The 18,254-nt window shown below is 53.6% G+C and carries 14 protein-coding genes; all 14 read right to left on the bottom strand.

Annotation, left to right across the window (positions count from 1 at the left end):
* Positions 1–45 precede the first annotated feature (45 nt).
* The 14 genes from BC440_RS19815 to BC440_RS19750 all read right to left on the bottom strand — a co-directional run bounded on the left by BC440_RS19815 (position 46) and on the right by BC440_RS19750 (position 17,857).
* The gene (locus BC440_RS19815) at positions 46–873 is read right to left on the bottom strand and encodes a GTP-binding protein (protein WP_247643617.1); all 828 of its coding nucleotides are present in this window, start codon (positions 871–873) and stop codon (positions 46–48) included.
* A 24-nt stretch (positions 874–897) separates the two neighbouring features.
* Entirely contained in the window at positions 898–3,054 is a 2,157-nt protein-coding gene (gene flhA, locus BC440_RS19810; RefSeq protein WP_007091335.1) for a flagellar biosynthesis protein FlhA, read from the bottom strand.
* 85 nt (positions 3,055–3,139) lie between these two features.
* Complete coding sequence (locus BC440_RS19805) at positions 3,140–4,723, bottom strand: sigma-54 dependent transcriptional regulator (protein ID WP_007091336.1); 1,584 nt, start codon at positions 4,721–4,723, stop codon at positions 3,140–3,142.
* A 58-nt stretch (positions 4,724–4,781) separates the two neighbouring features.
* On the bottom strand, positions 4,782–5,576 hold the full coding sequence (locus BC440_RS19800; RefSeq protein ID WP_007091337.1) for a MotA/TolQ/ExbB proton channel family protein: 795 nt from the start codon (positions 5,574–5,576) through the stop codon (positions 4,782–4,784).
* Positions 5,577–5,598: 22 nt separating this feature from the next.
* On the bottom strand, positions 5,599–5,961 hold the full coding sequence (gene fliN / locus BC440_RS19795; protein ID WP_007091338.1) for a flagellar motor switch protein FliN: 363 nt from the start codon (positions 5,959–5,961) through the stop codon (positions 5,599–5,601).
* Entirely contained in the window at positions 5,951–7,141 is a 1,191-nt protein-coding gene (locus BC440_RS19790; protein ID WP_071241093.1) for a FliH/SctL family protein, read from the bottom strand. The genes fliN and BC440_RS19790 overlap by 11 nt, the downstream gene beginning before the upstream one ends.
* An 81-nt stretch (positions 7,142–7,222) precedes the next feature.
* Positions 7,223–8,875 carry a flagellar basal-body MS-ring/collar protein FliF gene (gene fliF, locus BC440_RS19785; RefSeq protein ID WP_083379450.1) on the bottom strand — a complete coding sequence of 551 codons (1,653 nt, stop codon included), beginning with the start codon at positions 8,873–8,875 and terminating at the stop codon, positions 7,223–7,225.
* A gap of 311 nt (positions 8,876–9,186) precedes the next feature.
* The gene (locus BC440_RS19780) at positions 9,187–10,899 is read right to left on the bottom strand and encodes a flagellar hook-basal body complex protein (RefSeq protein WP_071241092.1); all 1,713 of its coding nucleotides are present in this window, start codon (positions 10,897–10,899) and stop codon (positions 9,187–9,189) included.
* Between the two features lie 51 nt (positions 10,900–10,950).
* Complete coding sequence (locus BC440_RS19775; protein WP_063095162.1) at positions 10,951–11,724, bottom strand: flagellar hook capping FlgD N-terminal domain-containing protein; 774 nt, start codon at positions 11,722–11,724, stop codon at positions 10,951–10,953.
* A gap of 21 nt (positions 11,725–11,745) precedes the next feature.
* The gene (locus BC440_RS19770; protein WP_071241091.1) at positions 11,746–13,362 is read right to left on the bottom strand and encodes a flagellar hook-length control protein FliK; all 1,617 of its coding nucleotides are present in this window, start codon (positions 13,360–13,362) and stop codon (positions 11,746–11,748) included.
* Between the two features lie 212 nt (positions 13,363–13,574).
* The gene (fliS, locus tag BC440_RS19765) at positions 13,575–14,090 is read right to left on the bottom strand and encodes a flagellar export chaperone FliS (RefSeq protein WP_071241090.1); all 516 of its coding nucleotides are present in this window, start codon (positions 14,088–14,090) and stop codon (positions 13,575–13,577) included.
* Between the two features lie 57 nt (positions 14,091–14,147).
* The gene (gene fliD, locus BC440_RS19760) at positions 14,148–15,920 is read right to left on the bottom strand and encodes a flagellar filament capping protein FliD (protein WP_071241089.1); all 1,773 of its coding nucleotides are present in this window, start codon (positions 15,918–15,920) and stop codon (positions 14,148–14,150) included.
* Between the two features lie 105 nt (positions 15,921–16,025).
* Complete coding sequence (locus BC440_RS19755; protein WP_071241088.1) at positions 16,026–16,400, bottom strand: flagellar protein FlaG; 375 nt, start codon at positions 16,398–16,400, stop codon at positions 16,026–16,028.
* Positions 16,401–16,486: 86 nt separating this feature from the next.
* Entirely contained in the window at positions 16,487–17,857 is a 1,371-nt protein-coding gene (locus tag BC440_RS19750) for a flagellin (RefSeq protein WP_071241087.1), read from the bottom strand.
* Between the last annotated feature and the right edge of the window lie 397 nt (positions 17,858–18,254).

Here is an 18,254-nt window from a genome sequence, read left to right as displayed (position 1 = left end):
CGTCATACTGACATTGCAAAGGGAAAGATTTCCTGAATCTGCACCTTATAACGCGCCGCCAAGGCGCGATGCAACATCCAGTCGGGAAATCACCATGCGCGCAACGCCGCAATCGGCAAAGGCATTGGCGATATCGGCACATTCGTCGGCATCAATCCCGGCGGGATTGACCAGTACGGGTTCGCTTGGCACAACGGACATGAAATCGCCCAGTGCCTTGATGTCGGCATCGACATAGGGATTGCAGCTTGCCGTGTCGACCAGAACCATGTCGGCATCCCGCATACGGGCAAACTGGGCTTTGAATTCTTCGGGTGTTTTGACCAGTGACAGATTGATGTTCAGGATACGGGTGAATGCCTCAAGCTGGGCCACACCGCCTGCGCGTTTGTAATCGGTGGTCAGAACCGCGACTTTTCGCTTTTTCATCACTGCACGGGCAGCAGTTTTGGCAACCGCCAGCGTTTTGCCGCAACCGGGCGGGCCGACAAAGGCCAAGGCACGCGGCGTGTTTTTTTCCGGCAACGGCGAAAAATCAAAAATCTCGTCCAGTGCCGATGCCAGTAATTGCTGTGCGGTAGTGGCACCGCTTTCGCGGCCCATAAGATCACAAAGCCGCAAACGCAGCCGTTCGGGCAGATTATGACGGAGAAGGGCCTCTTGTGCGTGATCAAACAGTTCCTGATGACCCGGAGGGCCTTGATCCGCGATATCGAAATCCATATCCGGATCACGATCAAGGGCCGCGGTCAGCCGCACGCCCGTGCCCGGGATATCCTGGGTCGATACGATAATGGCATCCGATCCCATATGCTCTTTGACCAGTGCCATCGCCTCGGTCATGGTCGGGGCGCTGAACGTCTTAAGGCGCATATGCTGTCCCCTCGCAACGGATCATCATATCTGCCCCATGGTTTTGAGTTGGGCCTTGGGATGGATTTCGTTTTGCGACATGACAACCGTGGTGGGCCGGAACCGTTCGACAATGGATCGGACATAGGGACGAATGCCGGGACTGGTCAAAAGAACCGGGCTTTCGCCCATCATGCCAAGTCGCTCGAACGTGGTGCGAACCTTGTTGATGAATTCCTGAAGCTGGCTTGGCGGGATCGACAGTTGCTTTTCCTCGCCAGAACCAACCAGACTTTCGGCAAATATCTGTTCCCACTGCGGTGACAGGGTCACCAGCGGAATCACGCCATCATGGTTGGTATTCACATCAGACAACTGTCGTGCCAGGCGGGATCGCACATGTTCGGTCATGAAGGTCGGATTGCGCGTAAAGGCGGTGGATTCCGCAATCCCTTCAAGAATGGTCGGCAGATCGCGGATCGATATGCGTTCGGTCAGAAGGTTTTGCAGAACGCGCTGAACCCCGCCCACGGAAACCTGACCCGGTACGATGTCCTCGACCAGTTTTTTCTGGTCGTCGTCGAGCTCGTCCAGAAGCTTCTGGGTTTCGGCATAGGACAGAAGTTCGGGCATGTGGTCCTTGATCACCTCGGTAATATGGGTGGTGATCACGGTTTGCGGATCAACAACGGTATAGCCACGGAACATGGCTTCTTCCTTCATGCCCTGTTCGATCCACATGGCCGGCAGGTTGAAGGTCGGTTCCATGGTTTTTTCACCGGCAAGGGTGATTTCCTCGCCGCGCGGGTCCATGACCAGCAGCATGTTGGGACGAAGGTCGCCACGACCTGCCTCGATTTCCTTGACGCGCAGAACATAGGTGTTGGCGGGAAGCTGCATATTGTCCTGAATACGGACACTGGGCATGACAAAGCCCATATCGGTCGCCAGCTGACGGCGTAGTGCCTTGATCTGATCGGTCAGTTTCTGGCCGCGTTCGGTGCTGATCAGCGACAGCAGGCCATATCCCAGTTCAAGCCGCACATAATCCATGCGAAGCGCATTGGCGATCGGTTCTTCTGGCGGCGGGCCTGCGGCATCGGCGGCGGTCTGGGCTTCTTCCATCTGGGCGTTGGCGGCGGCTTCTTTCTGCTTTCGGCCCAAATGCCAAGCAAGATAGCCCAGCACAATCGCCAGACCAAGGAACCAGACCATCGGAATGCCTGGCAAAAGCGACATGCCGGCCATCATCGCCGAGGCAACACCAAGAGCTGCGGGGTAATTGCTTACCTGTCCGAAAACGGCCTTTTCAGTTGCGCCGTCAAGGCCGCCCTTGGTGACCAGAAGACCAGCGGCCGTCGAGACGATCAGGGCGGGAATCTGCGACACCAGACCATCGCCAACAGTCAGGATTGTGTAAGTTTCAGTGGCTTCGGCCAGTGATAGGCCCATCTGGGCGGTGCCAATAATAATGCCGCCGATCACGTTGATGAAGGTAATCAGGATACCTGCAACCGCATCACCGCGGACGAATTTGGATGCACCATCCATGGAACCGAAGAACGAGCTTTCATCTTCCAGTTCCTTGCGGCGTGCCTTGGCCTGCGCTTCGTTGATCAGACCCGATGACAGATCGGCGTCAATCGCCATCTGTTTACCGGGCATGGCATCAAGGGTGAAACGTGCAGCGACTTCGGCGATACGACCGGAACCCTTGGTGATAACCACAAAGTTGATGATCACAAGGATGGCAAAAACAATAATCCCGATCACGAAATTGCCCGAGATCAGGAAACTGCCGAATGCCTCGATCACCGCACCGGCAGCATGGGTGCCTTCGTGTCCGTGGCCCAGAATCAGACGCGTGGTTGCAATGTTTAGCGCCAGTCGAAGCGACGTCGCGACCAGCAGGATCATCGGAAAAGAGTTGAATTCCAACGGTTTCTGGATGAATAGCGACGTCATCAGGATCAGCACCGAGAAGCTGATCGACAGGGCGAGCAGGAAGTCGAGTAGCCAGGGCGGCATCGGGAACATCATGACCACAAGGATCAGGATGAAGCCAAGCGCCATGGCGATATCGCCACGTTTCATGGCCGACCGGACGCGTGACTGGATACCAGCCATATTCAGGCCGCCCGCACTTTGGGGGCCTTGTGACCCGTCAGATCCTGCCGGTGTGATGTCTCGACCGTCGGCCATGTTGACTTCTGGTTACCCTATGTTGCGCGATCCCGGGAATGCATCCCTTGTTCTGATATGGGGTGCACCGGTCGTTTTGTAATAATCAGTCCTGACCATTGCCAGGTTGCGGCACGGCAAGGCCTTCGTCGGTATATTGACGAAGCTTGTTGCGCAGTGTGCGGATCGAAATGCCGAGAATGTTTGCCGCATGGGTGCGGTTGCCAAAGCAATGTTTCAGCGTATCGATGATCAGATCGCGTTCGACATCTGCAACCGTGCGACCGACCAGGGCTGCCGTGACCGATGAATCCGCGTTGGTTTGATCGGCGCTATCCGCATCATGGTCGATCGGTGCTGCCGGGCAGGGTGCTGCATAATCGTCGTGATGATCAGGCAGCGGGGCAGGTGCGTATGGTGCCTGCTGTGCCGGGGGAACCGGACGATAGGCCGCACCACCATAAGCCGCATTGGCATTGGCATAGGCCGAACTTGCGCGGGACGGCGCACTGGGGGCTGGCTGCGAAGGAGCCGGGGCAGGTGCCGCTGTTTCGGGGGGCGGAGCAGACTGCCAGCCCGGTTCGCTACTTCCGGCACCCGAAAGCATGATGGCTTCAGGGCCGATTTCCGTCGGACCGGCAATCAGGACGGCGCGGTGCATGGTATTTTCAAGTTCGCGAACATTGCCACGCCAATGATGGCTACGCAAACGCGTGATTGCCAGCGGACTGATCGGGCGGATCGGTACATCGTTGGCTTCGGAATATTTTTTAACAAAAAATTCCGCCAGAACTGGAATATCGTCAGGCCGTTCGCGCAACGAAGGAATATCGAGATTGACGACGTTCAGGCGGAAATAAAGATCTTCACGGAAGTTGCCCGCATTGACTTCGGCCTCAAGATTGCGGTTCGAGGTCGCAAGAATACGGACATCAACCTTGACCGGGCTTTTACCGCCCAGACGGTCGATTTCCTTTTCCTGAATGGCGCGCAGCAGCTTTGCCTGAAGGCGGACATCCATTTCGCTGATTTCATCAAGCAAAAGGGTACCGCCATTGGCTTCTTCAAACTTTCCGATGCGTCGGGCCTGTGCGCCGGTAAATGCACCTTTTTCATGGCCAAACAGTTCGGATTCAAGAAGGTTGTCGGGAATCGCGGCACAGTTCACGGCAACGAATGGTTTGTCCGCCCGGTTGGATTTACGATGAACAAAGCGCGAGATGATTTCCTTGCCGGTACCGCTTTCGCCCGTAATCAGGATGGAGGCGGAACTGTTGGCGACCTGGGTTGCGAGACGAAGGGTTTCCGCCATGCGGGCATCGCGATGGATCAGGGCATGGCTTTCTTCGGTGACGGCCTCGAAGATGGCGGCAATCAGGTCGGCTTCGGGGGGCAGGGGGATGAATTCCTGGGCACCGGCCTTGATGGCATTGACCGCACCATTGACGTCATTGCCGATGCCACACGCGACAACCGGGACATTGATCCGTTCACGATGCATGGCTTCGATCAAGGCTGCAACATCAAGGGTGATGTCAGCCATAACCAGATCGATCCGGTTGCCTGCGCGCAGGATATTCAGCGATGTCGTGACACTTTCGGCCAACTGGACTGTTGCGCCGCGTGCCATCGCGATCTTGCTGGCTGCGCCGATCTGACCGCCCAGTCCACCAACGATCAATACCTGCATAGTCTCATCTCTTTCCGCTTCGTTCCCAATGGCAATTTCAATTGGTGGGTTTCACCGATCAATCGAAATAGCTGACCCGTTTTGACGGGGGCAGGATGGAGTTGATCAGCATTTCCAGACGACGGGGGTTTTCCTGTCGCCCGATGGAGACGGCCCCCACCATATAGACCGAATTCAAAAGTTCTTCTTCGCCCGAGTTGCGTTCAAGTTTGGCAGCAAGCGGCATAAAAACCATGTTTGCCAGAACAGCACCATAGAAAGTCGTCAGAAGTGCAACTGCCATGGACGGCCCGATCGAGGACGGATCATCAAGGTTGCCAAGCATCTGCACCAGACCGATCAATGTCCCGATCAGCCCCATGGCCGGCGCGATATCCCCAGCCTTTTTCATGATGTTCGCACCTTTCTGGTGGCGACCGATGGTGGCGTTCATGTCCTTGCGCATGATGGCTTCGACTTCTTCGGGTGGTGTGCCATCGACGACAAGCGACAGTCCCTTCCAAAGATATTCCTCGCTTTGCAGACTGTCGAGATGCCCCTGAAGCGACAGGACCCCGCCCTTGCGGGCGATTTCAGCCAGTTGCAGGATTTGCAGGGCAGCATCGGCAGGGTTGCGCGATTTGTGGAAAATCGTGCGCATCAGAACCTTGCCAGCCCCCAGGAATTCGCCCAGCGCAAAACACACAGCGGTAATCGCAGCCGTGCCGCCGATCACGATCAGAACGGATGGAATATCAATAAATGCCCCGGGCGATCCCCCCAATACGATCGCCGCGATAATAAGTGCGAAGCCAATAGCCAGCCCCGCAACCGTCGCGATATCAAACGACGTTTTAGTCCCCCCGTCCGCCATACCCGCTCATCCTCTCAAAAGACTAGTTTTTCTCGGACTTGATGATTTCCGTCATGGTTACCCCCAGACGGTCTTCGACAACCACCACTTCGCCGCGTGCGACCAGACGGTTGTTTACATAAATATCAATAGCTTCCCCAACCTTGCGGTCAAGCTCTACGACTGCACCACGCCCCAGTTTTAGCAACTGGCTTACCTGCATGGTTGCTTTTCCAAGGACTGCCGAAACCTGAACGGGAATGTCGTAAACCGCTTCGAGATCCTTGGATGTCTTCATGGCATCGCTGCCGATCTCGGCGGCGGCCAGAAGTTCGGTACCTTCGCCCTCTAGCTCGATATCATCATTATCGAGTTCCGAGAGTTCAAGATCGTCATCATCGGCCATTTTCGTCTCCTGATCCTTGAGCTTCCTGCGTCACATCGGCTTCTGTTTCGTCCCGGGTATCGGGTTTACGATCTTCCTGCAACGGGTTCCCATCCTGTTGTCGCGGATCGCTTTTCTCCTCATCCCGGATCTGAGTGTGCGACGCATCATCCTGGGGGGATGTTGGCATATTAACCTGTTCTGTGCCATGACCTTCTTCGATCTGGCCTGTCGGTTGACCGGCTTGGTGTGATCCGGTTCCACCATCCCCGATATGATTATCACCTGTCGGGGCGGCCTGCATTTCGGAAGTATCAGGTTCTGTCGCATCGGTTGGTGTCAAATCATGCCCCGAAACGGTTGTTTCCGGTTTCGTCGACGGGGTTTCTGGACTTGCCGGGCGGGGGGCGGGCGGAAGGTCGGCAAGCCGGGTGTTCTGGACATCAGGATCGCCCATGTCATTTTCTTCAAACTCATGCTCGTCGCTATGATTTTGAAGAACACGTTCGACGATATCGTTGATTTCGGCCCAGATGCGTTTGGTTTCCCGCACAGCCGTTCCGTCACCCCACGATACATGGCAGTCACCCAGATCAATATCGGGCTCGCCAACAACCGCGACCTTACCCGAGAAACCCCGCGACTGTGCGATTTTTTCAACACTTTCGGAAACCATGTCGCTGATATCGGGGTGGACCTGAACGATCACCTTGGGAACATCGAACAGATTGGCAAGGCACTGACGGACTATGCTTTCGATTTCAGTCAGTTCGAACTGTTTTGACCAGGCTGGGGCGATTTTGCGCATGATGCCGACGGCAACATGAATGGCATCCTCGTTGATGCGGGCATTGGCGCGTTTCTGCTGCTCGTCAATTTGCGCAAGTTTTTCGGCAAGTCGTGCGGACGTATCTGTCAAAGCTTGTTGCAGGGATGACTGGATTTCCGCGCGGCCTTGCTCGACACCGCGCGCAAAGCCTTCTGCGTCGGCGGCCTCGCGCGCAGCTGCCTCGGCCTCTGCAATCATCTGGGCGGCCTGTTCTTCGGTATAAACCGCCGGAGGCGGAGGCGGGGCTTCGTCCTCTTTCTTCTTTTTCTTTTTGCCCAGAGAATAATGTTCATCATCCGAACCGGACGAACGAATGACGTTATCGGCATCATCGAAACTGAGCGAGAATTTGAATTTTTCAATGGCCGTCATATCGAACCGCTGGTTTGATTTGTGCGACAAGCAGGCCGGTGGCCTTATGCCAACCTGCCCATGAATGAACCTTCAGGCATATCAGGTTTCCTGATAAAGCCAGTTGCGAATGATCGACAGGGCCTCTTCCGGGTGCTTTTCGACAATTTCACCAATTTTCTTGACCGAAGATGCTTTAACCCGGCCCTCGACCATCGACAGGTTGATCAGTTCTTCGCCTTCATCACTCATCCCCGGCGCCATCGGTACGGGGGATGGGCCTGTCAATGCGGGGGTGCCGTCTGCGGACATGTCTTCAGACAGCAACTGGCGCTGTGCCATGTCGGCAGCACTTGGTAGTGTTTCGAACGCACGGGTCAGCAGCGGTCGAACCACCAGCAGGATCACGAGGATCGCGACAATCGCCAGCACCAGCATTTCTGCGATGCGGAAGATTTCAGCCTTATCAAGACCAAGGAATGTTTCGACAGCTTCATCCGCGAAGAGGTCTGCTGTATCGGCAAATCTCATATTGATCACTTCGACCTGATCACTGCGCGCCGGGTCATAACCGATTGCGCTACGAACGAGGGCCGCAATCTTTTCCAGATCTTCAGGCGAGCGCTCCTGATAAAGCCGTTCGCCGTTTTCATCTGTTGTGTAGGTGCCATCGACCAGAACCGCCACAGTCACACGCGAAATTTCGCCGATTTCCTTGACCTTGGTGGTCGTGGTTTTGGAAATCTCGTAATTGACAGTTTCCTCGGAACGGGTTTCCTGACTGTTGGTGCCTGCACCCTGTGCTCCACCAAGATTGGGATCCGGAAGATTGTTTTGCAGCGTAACCGGGTCTGCACCCTCTGTCTCGCTGTTGGTCGAGTTTTCATCAATCGTCTGGCTAGAGCGCACCACCCGTTCGTCGGGATTAAATCGCTCGTCCGCTGTCGTCACCTTGTTGAAGTCCATTTCGACCGACACCTCGGCACGAACTTCGCCATAGCCAAGGGACCGGGAAAGAAGATCTTCGATCGTGTTGCGCAGACGCGTTTCGTTGCGGATGCGCATCTCATCTGCGGTCTGGGTCAGGAAGGTTGAAGATTGTTCTTCACCCTGACCACGCGCCAGAAGACGACCGCGTTCATCAATGATGGAAACCTTGCTTGGTGTCAGCTGGGGAATAGCCGCAGCAACAAGATGCTGGATCGCTATAACCTGTTCGGGTTTAAGTTCCCCACCGGCCATTTTAACTGCAATTGATGCGCTGGCTTCCTGGGTCTCGCGCGAGAACATCTGACGTTTGGGCAAAACCAGATGTACACGGGCCTGTTGAACGGACTGTATGGAGGCTATGGTACGGGCCAATTCGCCCTCAAGGGCGCGAACATGGTTAATGTTCTGTTCGAAACTTGTTGCACCAAGGCCGCTGCCACTATCGAACACTTCGTACCCGACGGAGCCGCCGGTCGGCAACCCGCTTTCCGCCATTGACAGGCGCATGCGATTGACCTGATCGGCGGGAACAAGAATTTCGGTGCCGTTATTCAGAAGCTGGTAGGAAACCTGCTGTTCTTCGAGACGGTTGACGATCTGGCTCGCATCCGCCGGGTTCAGATCACGATATAGCAACTCCATATTCGGTGCCGAAACACGCAGAATAAGGAATGCAAAAAACACAAGCAGCAACACCCCGACGCCACTGATTGCCATCAGGCGTGTCGGTCCAAGACCTTTAAGCGTTTGCAATAAACCGCCCACGTTCGACTGCTCCGGATCGATTGTTACCACTGTCCCCAATACCGGCAGATGTCCGCACAATAGCTACCAGTATCATCAACGAATAGAAGCGCATATTGAAGAACAGGTTAACAACCGGCAATTATTGCCCAGTAATGTGTTCAAAATTCGCCAGCGATTTGAATCATTTGAATCTTTGGCGCGTTCAATCTGCTGCCCCCTATGTAGGTATTCTGTTCCCAAAAAAGAAGCCCGGCTGAAAAAAGCCGGGCGAGTCCCTGTAAACATGCAGTGCATCGGGGCAGGAAAACCGCCCCGATGGCCTCAATCAATTACTGTTTGATACGGATCAGCTCGCTGAGCATTTCATCGGTCGTGGTGATCGTCTTGGTGTTTGCCGAGTAGGCGCGCTGGGTCACGATCATGTTTGTGAACTCCTCGGCAAGGTCGACGTTCGACGATTCAAGCGCGGATGCCACAACGTTACCTGCACCATTCAGACCCGGCTCACGCAGCAGATAGTCACCCGATTCACGTGTCTGGCGATAAACGTTGCCAGTATGGTTTTCCATCTCGTCAGGTGCCTCGAAGGTGGCGATCGCCAGTTTGTAAATCGGGCGTTTTACGCCGTTGGCAAATTCGACCTGAAGGAAGCCATCTTCGGTAAAGCCATAGTTAACCATCGAACCTGCCTGCGCACCGTTCTGGTTAATGAAGCGGGTGTCATACTCCACGAGGTTACCGTTCGAGTCCGAACCTGCACCAAACTGCGTGATACCGTTCGTCAGGCCAACTGTACCGAGATCAATTGTGATCTGGTTCGCATTTGAACCATTGCTCCAGTTAACAGCAATATCCTGATCCACTAGATTTGTTGTTCCGGCATTATCGGTAAAGGTCCGCAGGCTACCATCACCGTTAAAGGTAATGATACCGGACTGGATCAATCCGTTAGGATGAAGGGTCGGATCAAGTTCGTCCGCACCAGTGCTGCCTGTCAGTTCAAACCCCCAGCGGTTTTGGCCGAGTTTGATAACCTGCAATTCGACAACATGTGCCGAGCCAAGGGAATCATAGATTGTCACGGGCATCCTGTTGTTTTCAGCAACAGCTCCTGACGCCAGATTACCTCCTGTATAGGTTGCTGCCAGTGTCGCCGGGAACGGGCCTGTAAAGCCAAGGGCGGTCAGAGGGGTGTTGTTGTTGTTGGTAATCACAACATCCTGATCGGCAAACGAACCGTTAATGGTCAGGGTATCGTTGGCACCGGTTGTGGTGGCCGTCGCACTGACGCCCGTCACCGCGCTGATTTTTGTCGCGATGTCTGCCAGCGTATCCGTGCCGGTTATCGTTATTGTCGTGGTGGTACCGTTATAGGTGATATCAAAAGAGTCACCGGCGGCAATACCGGCCTGACCGGCAAGGGCAGCCGTCCCGTTGATGCCCAACGTTGTCGAAACATTCGACCCACCGGTCAGCGGTGTTTCGTTGGCATTGAGGTTTGCCCCGAACTCGATGGTTGTGGTTGACGCCGCTGCTGTCAGGATCGAGTTGATATCAAGAACCTGCAAATCAGAGATCGCCGAACTGTTCGACGTCGTTGCCGTTCCGGTCGGGTCAAGAAGACCACCGTTACGATCCGTCGCCCAACCCTGAACGTAATATCCGGCGGTATTGCGCAGATAGCCGTCATCATCCGGTTTGAAATCACCTGCACGTGTGAAGAAAATCTCGTTGTCTGAACCGGGAGTATTCGTATCACGGACAACAAAGAAACCATCACCGGAAATTGCTGCGGCTGTATTTGACGAGGTCGCCTGCAACAGGCCCTGTTTGCTGATCAGGGCCGTCGGATGGAACCGCACACCACCAGGGGTGTAACGGGTGTTGGTCGCAGATTCCGTGACAAGCGTTGAAAAACGCCCGACGGTACCCTTGTAACCAACCGTGTTGAGGTTCGAGATGTTATCCGAAATGACGCCCAGGTTTTGCGACTGGGCATTCAGGCCGGATACACCGGAAATCATAGCACCAAAAAGGCTCATTGTATTTCTCCTGCACCTACAGGGTGTTGATCAAAATCCGGATGAAAGCCCTCAGGCTGCTTCGTCCTGTTCGTCTGTTCCGGCATTATTGTTGTCGCCGGTTTCGGTTCCGGTATCCGTGCTGTTCGCGCCAAGTTTGACGTTGGTCAGCGTTCCGAACGGTACAGAAACGTCACCGATACGCAGATAAATATCGTCATCACCAATATCGACGCTGTCGACATTGCCAATGATGCCAATCGCCATCGAGGCCGGTTTACCTTTTTCGTCCTTGAACGTATCACCGTTGGCTGCCATCGGTTTAAGCACGAGGGTATAAGCACCTTCGGCCTGCGCGACGCCGCTATTGTTTTTGCCATCCCAGGTAAAGTTCTGGAGGCCGGAAATGTCGGTGAGATCTTCGGAATAAACCGTCTTGCCGTCTTGATCCTGAACCTGCAATTGCAGGCGCGGAACTTCTGGCGAGATGTTGTATTTGTATTTGAGCTCGCCACCCTCTTCGAGCCAGTTGGTATCACCAACAGCCTCGATTTCTGCCCCGACATAGGACAGGGCGGAAAGCTGACGCTGCTGGCTTTGCATCGCAAGCAGGTTTTCAAGGTTCTTGTTGCTCTGGATTCCTTGCTCCACCTGGGCGAACTGGCTGAGCTGGTCGGTGAATTTGTCACTTTCCATCGGCGAGGTCGGATCCTGGTTCTTGAGCTGGGTAGTCAACAGCGTCAGGAACGTGTCGAAGTTCTGGGCCAACTGGCTGGCGGAGCTGCTTGAGGCAGCATTTGTATTGTTTCCTGCCACGCCAATATTGGTAGTTGATGAAACGGTCATGGTCCTGTTCCCCTACCTTTCCTAAATCCGGATATCAACGAGGCCGTTGGGATTTATCCCATAGCCAATCGCGACATGCTCAGCGAGCTCGGCACCACTCATGACATCGCCTTCATCAGGCATGCTGCCAGAATTGTTTGCCATTCTGGATTGGCCGTTGCCTTCTTGGCTTTGGCCGCCTTCGTTCCTGTGCTCGAAGGTGAAACTTTGGCTGTCTGCGTTCAGGCCAGCATCCTTGAGCGCCTGTTGCAGAGCACGTGAATCCTGACGGAGCATGTCGAGTGTTTCGCGTGTATCGGCCTGAATGACGCCCTGAACACGGCCATCATGGCTGATTTCAAGTTTCACATCGACCCGCCCCAAATGTTCGGGGCGCAGTTGAACCGAAATTTTGTCCACACCCTCGCTGGCGGCATTGCGGATATGAACCGCGACCTGCTGTTGCACCTGCTGGGCGGGGGCGCTGCGCGCCGTATGCGCGGTTTGCCCGGCAGAATTGCCTTGGGTCAGGTTGCTGTTGCCGGTAAGCGTTCCATTGGCTGTCTGACTTGTACTTTCGCCTGATCCGGTTGCATTGATGGTTGTTGCTGCATTACCGGTCGTTGCGGTCTGTGCCTGTACGCCTGGTTGCATATTCGGCACATTTGCCGCAGCAGCCATTGCCTGCTGAGCGGCCTGACTGGTGCCGTTCGCAGCCGTCGCATTACCCGTCGAAGCAGGGTTTTGCTGAGCCGCGCTGCTGTTTGCGTTCGCAGCACTGGTGCTGGTGCCCGAGTTCTCTGTTTTTGTGCCGGATTTTCTATTACCTTCGCCGCTCATGGCATCAACGACCTTGGCGATAAAGCTGTCATTGTCGTCGGCAGCGGAGCCGGTTCCATCCAGACCGTTAAGAGCAGATTTTGCCGTCGCACCCGCTGCGGGTTGCGACAGGGCGGTGGAATTCATCAATCCGTCGGTGGTGCCCTCGGCATTCTGCGCCGGATTTGCTGAAACAGGCTGAGCCGTTGTTTCTGCGACTCCCGTCGCTGTTCGCGTAACCGTACTTCCAGATGTTTGCGGGGGAGCAGCCGGATTGATAGCGGGTACCGCGACCATATTCGGATCAATCGTCTGCTCATCTTGCGAAGCAGGATCTGCAGAAGCGACGGTTTCGTCTTTCACCTTCGCAGGCTGATCGGCATTGGCCGCTTCTTCATTCTGCCCGCCAGAAGCTTCTTTGGGATCATTCGTTGGTGCCGTTTTGGTTTCATCCAGATCGTCGCGTGTGTTGTCACCCTTTTTATCGGCTACATCACGTGCCGGGTTGGCATCATCACCGGTGTCCGCTGCGTTGACATCGTCATAACGATCACGGTCATCATTATTGACAGGGGTATTGGTCCGCGGTGCATCGGGTTTGGTATAATCATCGCGCGACTTGCTGTTTGCGGTGTCGCTGCGTCTTGCCTCTATATTCTCGCGGATTTGTGCCTGGGCATTTTTTGCCGTGTCATGTTGGACCTGGGCGTTGCGTTCTGCCCAGTTGTCAGTGATCTGCTCCATCACGTCGCCAAAGGATACGTCGCTGCTGGCAGACGCAGTTTGGCCCGGAATGGATACGGTTGGAGATGCCGATCTGATAATCGCAGAGCTGTTCATGACATGGTCCTTCTTAAAACAGTGTCACAACATCTGCAAAAGACGGGCCAGTTTTGAGCGTTAAGAAACTGTATATAAAACAGCTACTTGGTCTATGGCTCAATCAGAAGGTATTTTTTGCCGGGCTTTCTTTTCCTTAAACGTCATCAACAAAAAAGCCCCCGAGTGGGGGCTTGAAATGGTACGCGGACACGGTACTACGCCAAGTAAATCTAGGCAGAAATTGACAAACCGGAAGGCCGCGGCCGATTCTGATTCTCGTCAGTAGATGCGTGGGAACGCTGATGCGGAACAGGTTGCGTTTGTGGACGAGGCTGGCTTTGCTGAACTGCCATAATAGCCTGGCGCATATCGTCTTCACTTTTGTCTGCAAGAGCGGCCCAGGAATCACGCAAAGGCGTCAAAAGGCGGATAACTTCATTTGCCGCGTCGGCGCTATTGTGGCGATCAACATCAATCAACCGGATCATACAGTGGGTATATAAACGTTCAAGGTTGGCAGCGATTTCACCACCTTGATCCATATCCAGTGTGTTCGACAGATGTGCAATAAGTTCCTGTGCCTTGCAATTGGCATTGCAGCGTCTTTGGATATCTTTGTCTTCGATCGCGCGAAGAGCTTCCTGCAAGCACGACAGCGTCTTCTCAAACAGCATGAAAACCATCTTGGCGGGGGATGCTGTATTGACTTGCTGATTCTTGTACGTCTGTGCTGCACGTTCGTTCATGCTACACTCCTTGGTCTGCTAGGCGTCCTGTCAGTGTGCATGTATGTCAGCAAAAAGTTAATTATTATCTTTGCCCGCTGCCATCAATTCATCGAGAGAACTCTGGATGTTCTTCATGCGGGCCAAGGCAGTTTCCATGTTGATGAACCGGTCCATCAGGTTTTCACGCTGGCTTGCCAGACGCTCATCAATCCGATCAATCTTGTCTTGATAGGATGTGTTCTGGGTTTCGAGTGCAGTGATTTCCTGGCTTAGGGTGCCGGATTCATCTTTCAACAGCGAATCGAGTTCGAAAAATATCTGAGCCCCGATGCCTTTGGTTGTGTTCACTGTTGCGGTGCTTGCGGCATTGCCATCACCGCTATAGATCAGTCGTAAACCATCGACTGTTGTGATGGTATTCCCGTTAATCGTGGCGCTCTTTCCTGTGGTTGTAACACCGTCAACGGTAATATCATATGTAACACTATTCAGTGTGCCACCGGATGCATCTATATTGAAGCTGTATTCCGCAGCATTAGTTTTCCCACTGAAGCCTGTCATGGTCAAATCCGAATTGTCGGATTTGCTGCGGAACAGGAAGAGCTCCATGACTTCATCGGGCTCTTTAAGAAGAGCATCGTTCAGTTTGGTTTCGTCAATCTGCAGTGTGTTATTGAGCAATGGATCCTGGTTCGTGCCATACGCAATAAAATCAATGCCGATTTCAGCCAGAACCGAATAATCATCCTTGTCGGCCCTGTCGGTCACGCCCTGGGCAAATGAACCTGCAATTTGCTGTAACGCGGATTCAATGGTTTTAACTGTCGAATTGCCCAGCAGAGTAGCATCTTCGGATGCCTCGCCTGTGGTCGGATCAACAAATGTTTTTTCGTTGATAAAGGATTGCACGGCATTATATGCGTCAACAAAACCCACGATGGCCGTTTTGGCCTGATTCAAGTCCTGTTCAACATCTATTTTGATCTTTGTTCCGGGTTCCGCATCATAAAGGCTGATGCTCAGCCCGTCGACAAGATCCGAAAACTCGTTTGAAGAACGGCTAACTGTAACCCCGTCAAGTTTGATCAGGGCATTGTTTCCACCATCAATCACGTTTGCCGCGTTGATGGTAGTTGGATCACTTAGAACGCCAAGATTTTGCAGAACTGCACCAGTGTCATCGCTAAAGGAAATCCGATTGTCTTCGCCTTCTGATGTCGAAGTAAAGATCAGTGTGCTTTCCGTCGGCGAGACTTTGATTACAGAGGCCTGAACGCCTGTGCTGTCCTTGAGGTTGTTAATCTTGTCGCGAATATCCTGCAAGGTATCACCAGCATTCACGGTAATTTGCGAGCTTCCTGTGCCGCCGGTAATCGTAAATTGGCCTGTACCGGATATTCCTGTCGCATCTGCGCCAGCTGCGACACCAATCGTGTCACTTGAAAGCTTGTGTTTGGTCGCGATTTGATCGACTTCAAAAGAGTAGGAGCCGGTTGCCGCAGCATTGGATGCGGTGATACCGATCAACTCGCCTGCAGTGGTCGAACTGTCGGTCGATGCATATATCTGTTTTGACTCGAAAATATTCTTCGATTTGTCAAAGCTGGTCGCCCCATAAAGATTCGCCATGGAATCCTTGAGCGTCCCCATCAATTTCTGAAGATCTTTCAGAGCTTTCAGTTTGTCGTCATTGGACTCAATCCGTTTTTCCAGAGAGTCCGCAGGAATGCGACGTGCAGCGATCATCTTGTCGACAACATCAACGAAGTCGATGTTCGAAGATCCGCCCGAAAGTTGGATTCGGCCGTTGTCGCCAACATAGATGTTATTCAGGTTTACGCTGCTCATTTGGTTAGCTCCCTGGGCACGTCGGTAGGCAACTATTGCACTTCTTGCCTTAACACGGTTTTCTACGCAAGAAGCGTGCCTTTTCCGGAAAGCCCGATCGCTGAATTAAATTTCTTCGTCAATGATACTGCCAAGATATTCCCGGATTTGCGAGAATAAATGCTGCAACTCTTTTGACGGAATTTCACGAAGAACTTCGCCGTTTGACCGATCCGTAACTTTGGCGATGACACGTCCGGTATCCTGATTGAAGTTCAGTTCGATACGGGCATTGGCATCGGCAAGTTCAGGGATATCAAGTGACGACAAAGCTTTTTGAAGTCTGTGTCCGGCATCTGCCTGAGCGGGGCCTTTGGTGTCGAATGAAGGCTTTGCTGAAATCGAAACAGACTGGCCAGCTGCATTGTTTGACGCAGTAGGTGCTGAACCAGAAACTGATCCTGCAGAACGTTGGTTTTGATATGCGCTTACAATTTCCATCTGACCCTCCTATGCCGCCTTTGCGACAAAGGATAATCCGGATGAAGGATGGGAGGTAAACTCCCATCCTTCCTCGGATATCCGGATTACTGCAGCAGACGCAGCAGGTTCTGCGGCATCTGGTTTGCCTGAGCCAACATCGCAACACCAGACTGAACCAGAATCTGTTTCGAGGTGAACGCAGTCATCTCGGCAGCAACATCAAGGTCCATCAGGGTGGAACGAGCCGATTCAGTGTTTTCCTGCGTAGAAGCAAGGTTCTGACCGGCGAAGTCCAGACGGTTCTGGTAGGTACCAATCGCAGCACGTGCGCGCTGCAGATCGTCGATCGCGGTTGTGACAACTTCAACAGTCGCCTGGGCACGTGCGGCCGTGGTGATGTCCACAGTAGCAGCATTCAGGGCCGTACTGGTACCAGCGGCACCCGTGCCCAAGGTTGCAGTGTCAACTGCCGTCAGGGTAATTCCAAGACGGTCGTTTGCTGTGTTACCACCGCCGACCTGGAAGTCGATGCTTGCGGGCAACTGCTGACCACTATTGGCAGCCATGTTGACCGTGCTAGCCGTTGTATTAATAACCGCACCACCAATGGTAAAGCCGGTTGCTGTGCCGAAGTCATTCGCCCCGCCAACGCCAGCCCCAACAACGTCAACGTTATCGGTGAAGTTATCGTTGATGTCGATGGTCAGGCCAAGCTGGTCGAAGTTCAGGGTGCCGGTATCACCTGCGGTCATGGCTTTGCTGCCACCGGTCAGGTAATCGGTCACATCAATCGACTGGGTCAGCGGCGCATCAGCACCGGCAGTCAAGTCGATATTTGCGGTAACGGTCATGATGATCTGGGTGCCACCACCGCCGACGGTAACTTCGTTGATCGAAACCGAGAAGTTGTTGTCGGTTACACCGTCCTGTTCACCGTCCGATGCCCACAGATTGTTATCGGTAATGCCAAAGCCGCTGAAACCGGTTGCCGGGGTCAGTGCCGCACCAGAGCCACCGGTATCAAGATCGGCATAGTTAAGGGCAACATCGCCACCATCGCCAAGCAGCTGAATGCCGTTGAAGTTGGTCGAGGACGAAATACGATCAATCTCGTCACGGAGCTGGGTGAATTCGTCGTTGAGGAAGCCGCGTTCGGTATCGGACAGGTTGCCCGAGGAAGACTGAACAGCGAGCGTTTTCATGCGAACGAGAATGTCATCAATGGTTGCCATGCCGCCATCGGCGATCTGCAACATCGAGTTGGCCTGGCCAACGTTGGTGGATGCTGTTTTGAGTGCCTGAGTGGTTGCATTCAGACGGGCACCGATAGCCATGGAAGCCGCATCGTCACGTGCGGAAACAACACGCGTACCAGACGACAGTTTCGACAGCGAACGGGTCGCCATTTCATCAGAAGCCGAAAGGTTACGGTGAGCAACGTTGGCAGCATAGTTGGAAATAATATTAAGAGCCATGGTGTAATCTCCTACTTGGATAGCTCGGAACGGCATCTTGCCATTCTTGAACCTGGCAACAGCGCCAGATAGTTCCCAAGGATCTTCCTGATCAATGAAAACTGGACTTCTTGTATTTCGAAATATACCTATGGATGGGGCGCCTGTCCAGAGAAATTTTTCTTTGTGATTCGTCTTTTAAAATCAGTTGCTTGCGGGTTTTTGGGGAAGGTGTTTACCGGATATTCTCTCAACGAGAAGGCGTATTTTGCTGTGGATAGTGGCGTCGTTTTGTGTGGTTTTGCGAATCGTGACCAATGCCTATGTATAGGGTCGCTTGGTGTTGTCGCCGATTGCTAATGAAAAAGAGCGACAGCATTTGCCATCGCTCTTTGTTGGTTCCAGTTTTTAATCCGGT

Origin of the sequence: Thalassospira sp. MIT1004, from assembly GCF_001858545.1 — a bacterium.
Taxonomy (GTDB): Bacteria; Pseudomonadota; Alphaproteobacteria; order Rhodospirillales; family Thalassospiraceae; genus Thalassospira; species Thalassospira xiamenensis.
The sequence above is the reverse complement of the archived record's forward strand: the minus strand, read 5'-3'. Positions and strand labels throughout refer to the sequence as shown.

What these genes read in the sequence shown, in the direction of transcription:
- BC440_RS19800 (WP_007091337.1), bottom strand. Translation starts at nt 5,576, where the DNA reads ATGGCGGACGGGGGGACTAAAACGTCGTTTGATATCGCGACGGTTGCG.
- BC440_RS19790 (WP_071241093.1), bottom strand. Translation starts at nt 7,141, where the DNA reads ATGACGGCCATTGAAAAATTCAAATTCTCGCTCAGTTTCGATGATGCC.
- fliN (WP_007091338.1), bottom strand. Translation starts at nt 5,961, where the DNA reads ATGGCCGATGATGACGATCTTGAACTCTCGGAACTCGATAATGATGAT.
- BC440_RS19815 (WP_247643617.1), bottom strand. Translation starts at nt 873, where the DNA reads ATGCGCCTTAAGACGTTCAGCGCCCCGACCATGACCGAGGCGATGGCA.
- BC440_RS19770 (WP_071241091.1), bottom strand. Translation starts at nt 13,362, where the DNA reads ATGAACAGCTCTGCGATTATCAGATCGGCATCTCCAACCGTATCCATT.
- BC440_RS19755 (WP_071241088.1), bottom strand. Translation starts at nt 16,400, where the DNA reads ATGGAAATTGTAAGCGCATATCAAAACCAACGTTCTGCAGGATCAGTT.
- fliS (WP_071241090.1), bottom strand. Translation starts at nt 14,090, where the DNA reads ATGAACGAACGTGCAGCACAGACGTACAAGAATCAGCAAGTCAATACA.
- BC440_RS19750 (WP_071241087.1), bottom strand. Translation starts at nt 17,857, where the DNA reads ATGGCTCTTAATATTATTTCCAACTATGCTGCCAACGTTGCTCACCGT.
- fliD (WP_071241089.1), bottom strand. Translation starts at nt 15,920, where the DNA reads ATGAGCAGCGTAAACCTGAATAACATCTATGTTGGCGACAACGGCCGA.
- BC440_RS19805 (WP_007091336.1), bottom strand. Translation starts at nt 4,723, where the DNA reads ATGCAGGTATTGATCGTTGGTGGACTGGGCGGTCAGATCGGCGCAGCC.
- BC440_RS19780 (WP_071241092.1), bottom strand. Translation starts at nt 10,899, where the DNA reads ATGAGCCTTTTTGGTGCTATGATTTCCGGTGTATCCGGCCTGAATGCC.
- BC440_RS19775 (WP_063095162.1), bottom strand. Translation starts at nt 11,724, where the DNA reads ATGACCGTTTCATCAACTACCAATATTGGCGTGGCAGGAAACAATACA.
- flhA (WP_007091335.1), bottom strand. Translation starts at nt 3,054, where the DNA reads ATGGCCGACGGTCGAGACATCACACCGGCAGGATCTGACGGGTCACAA.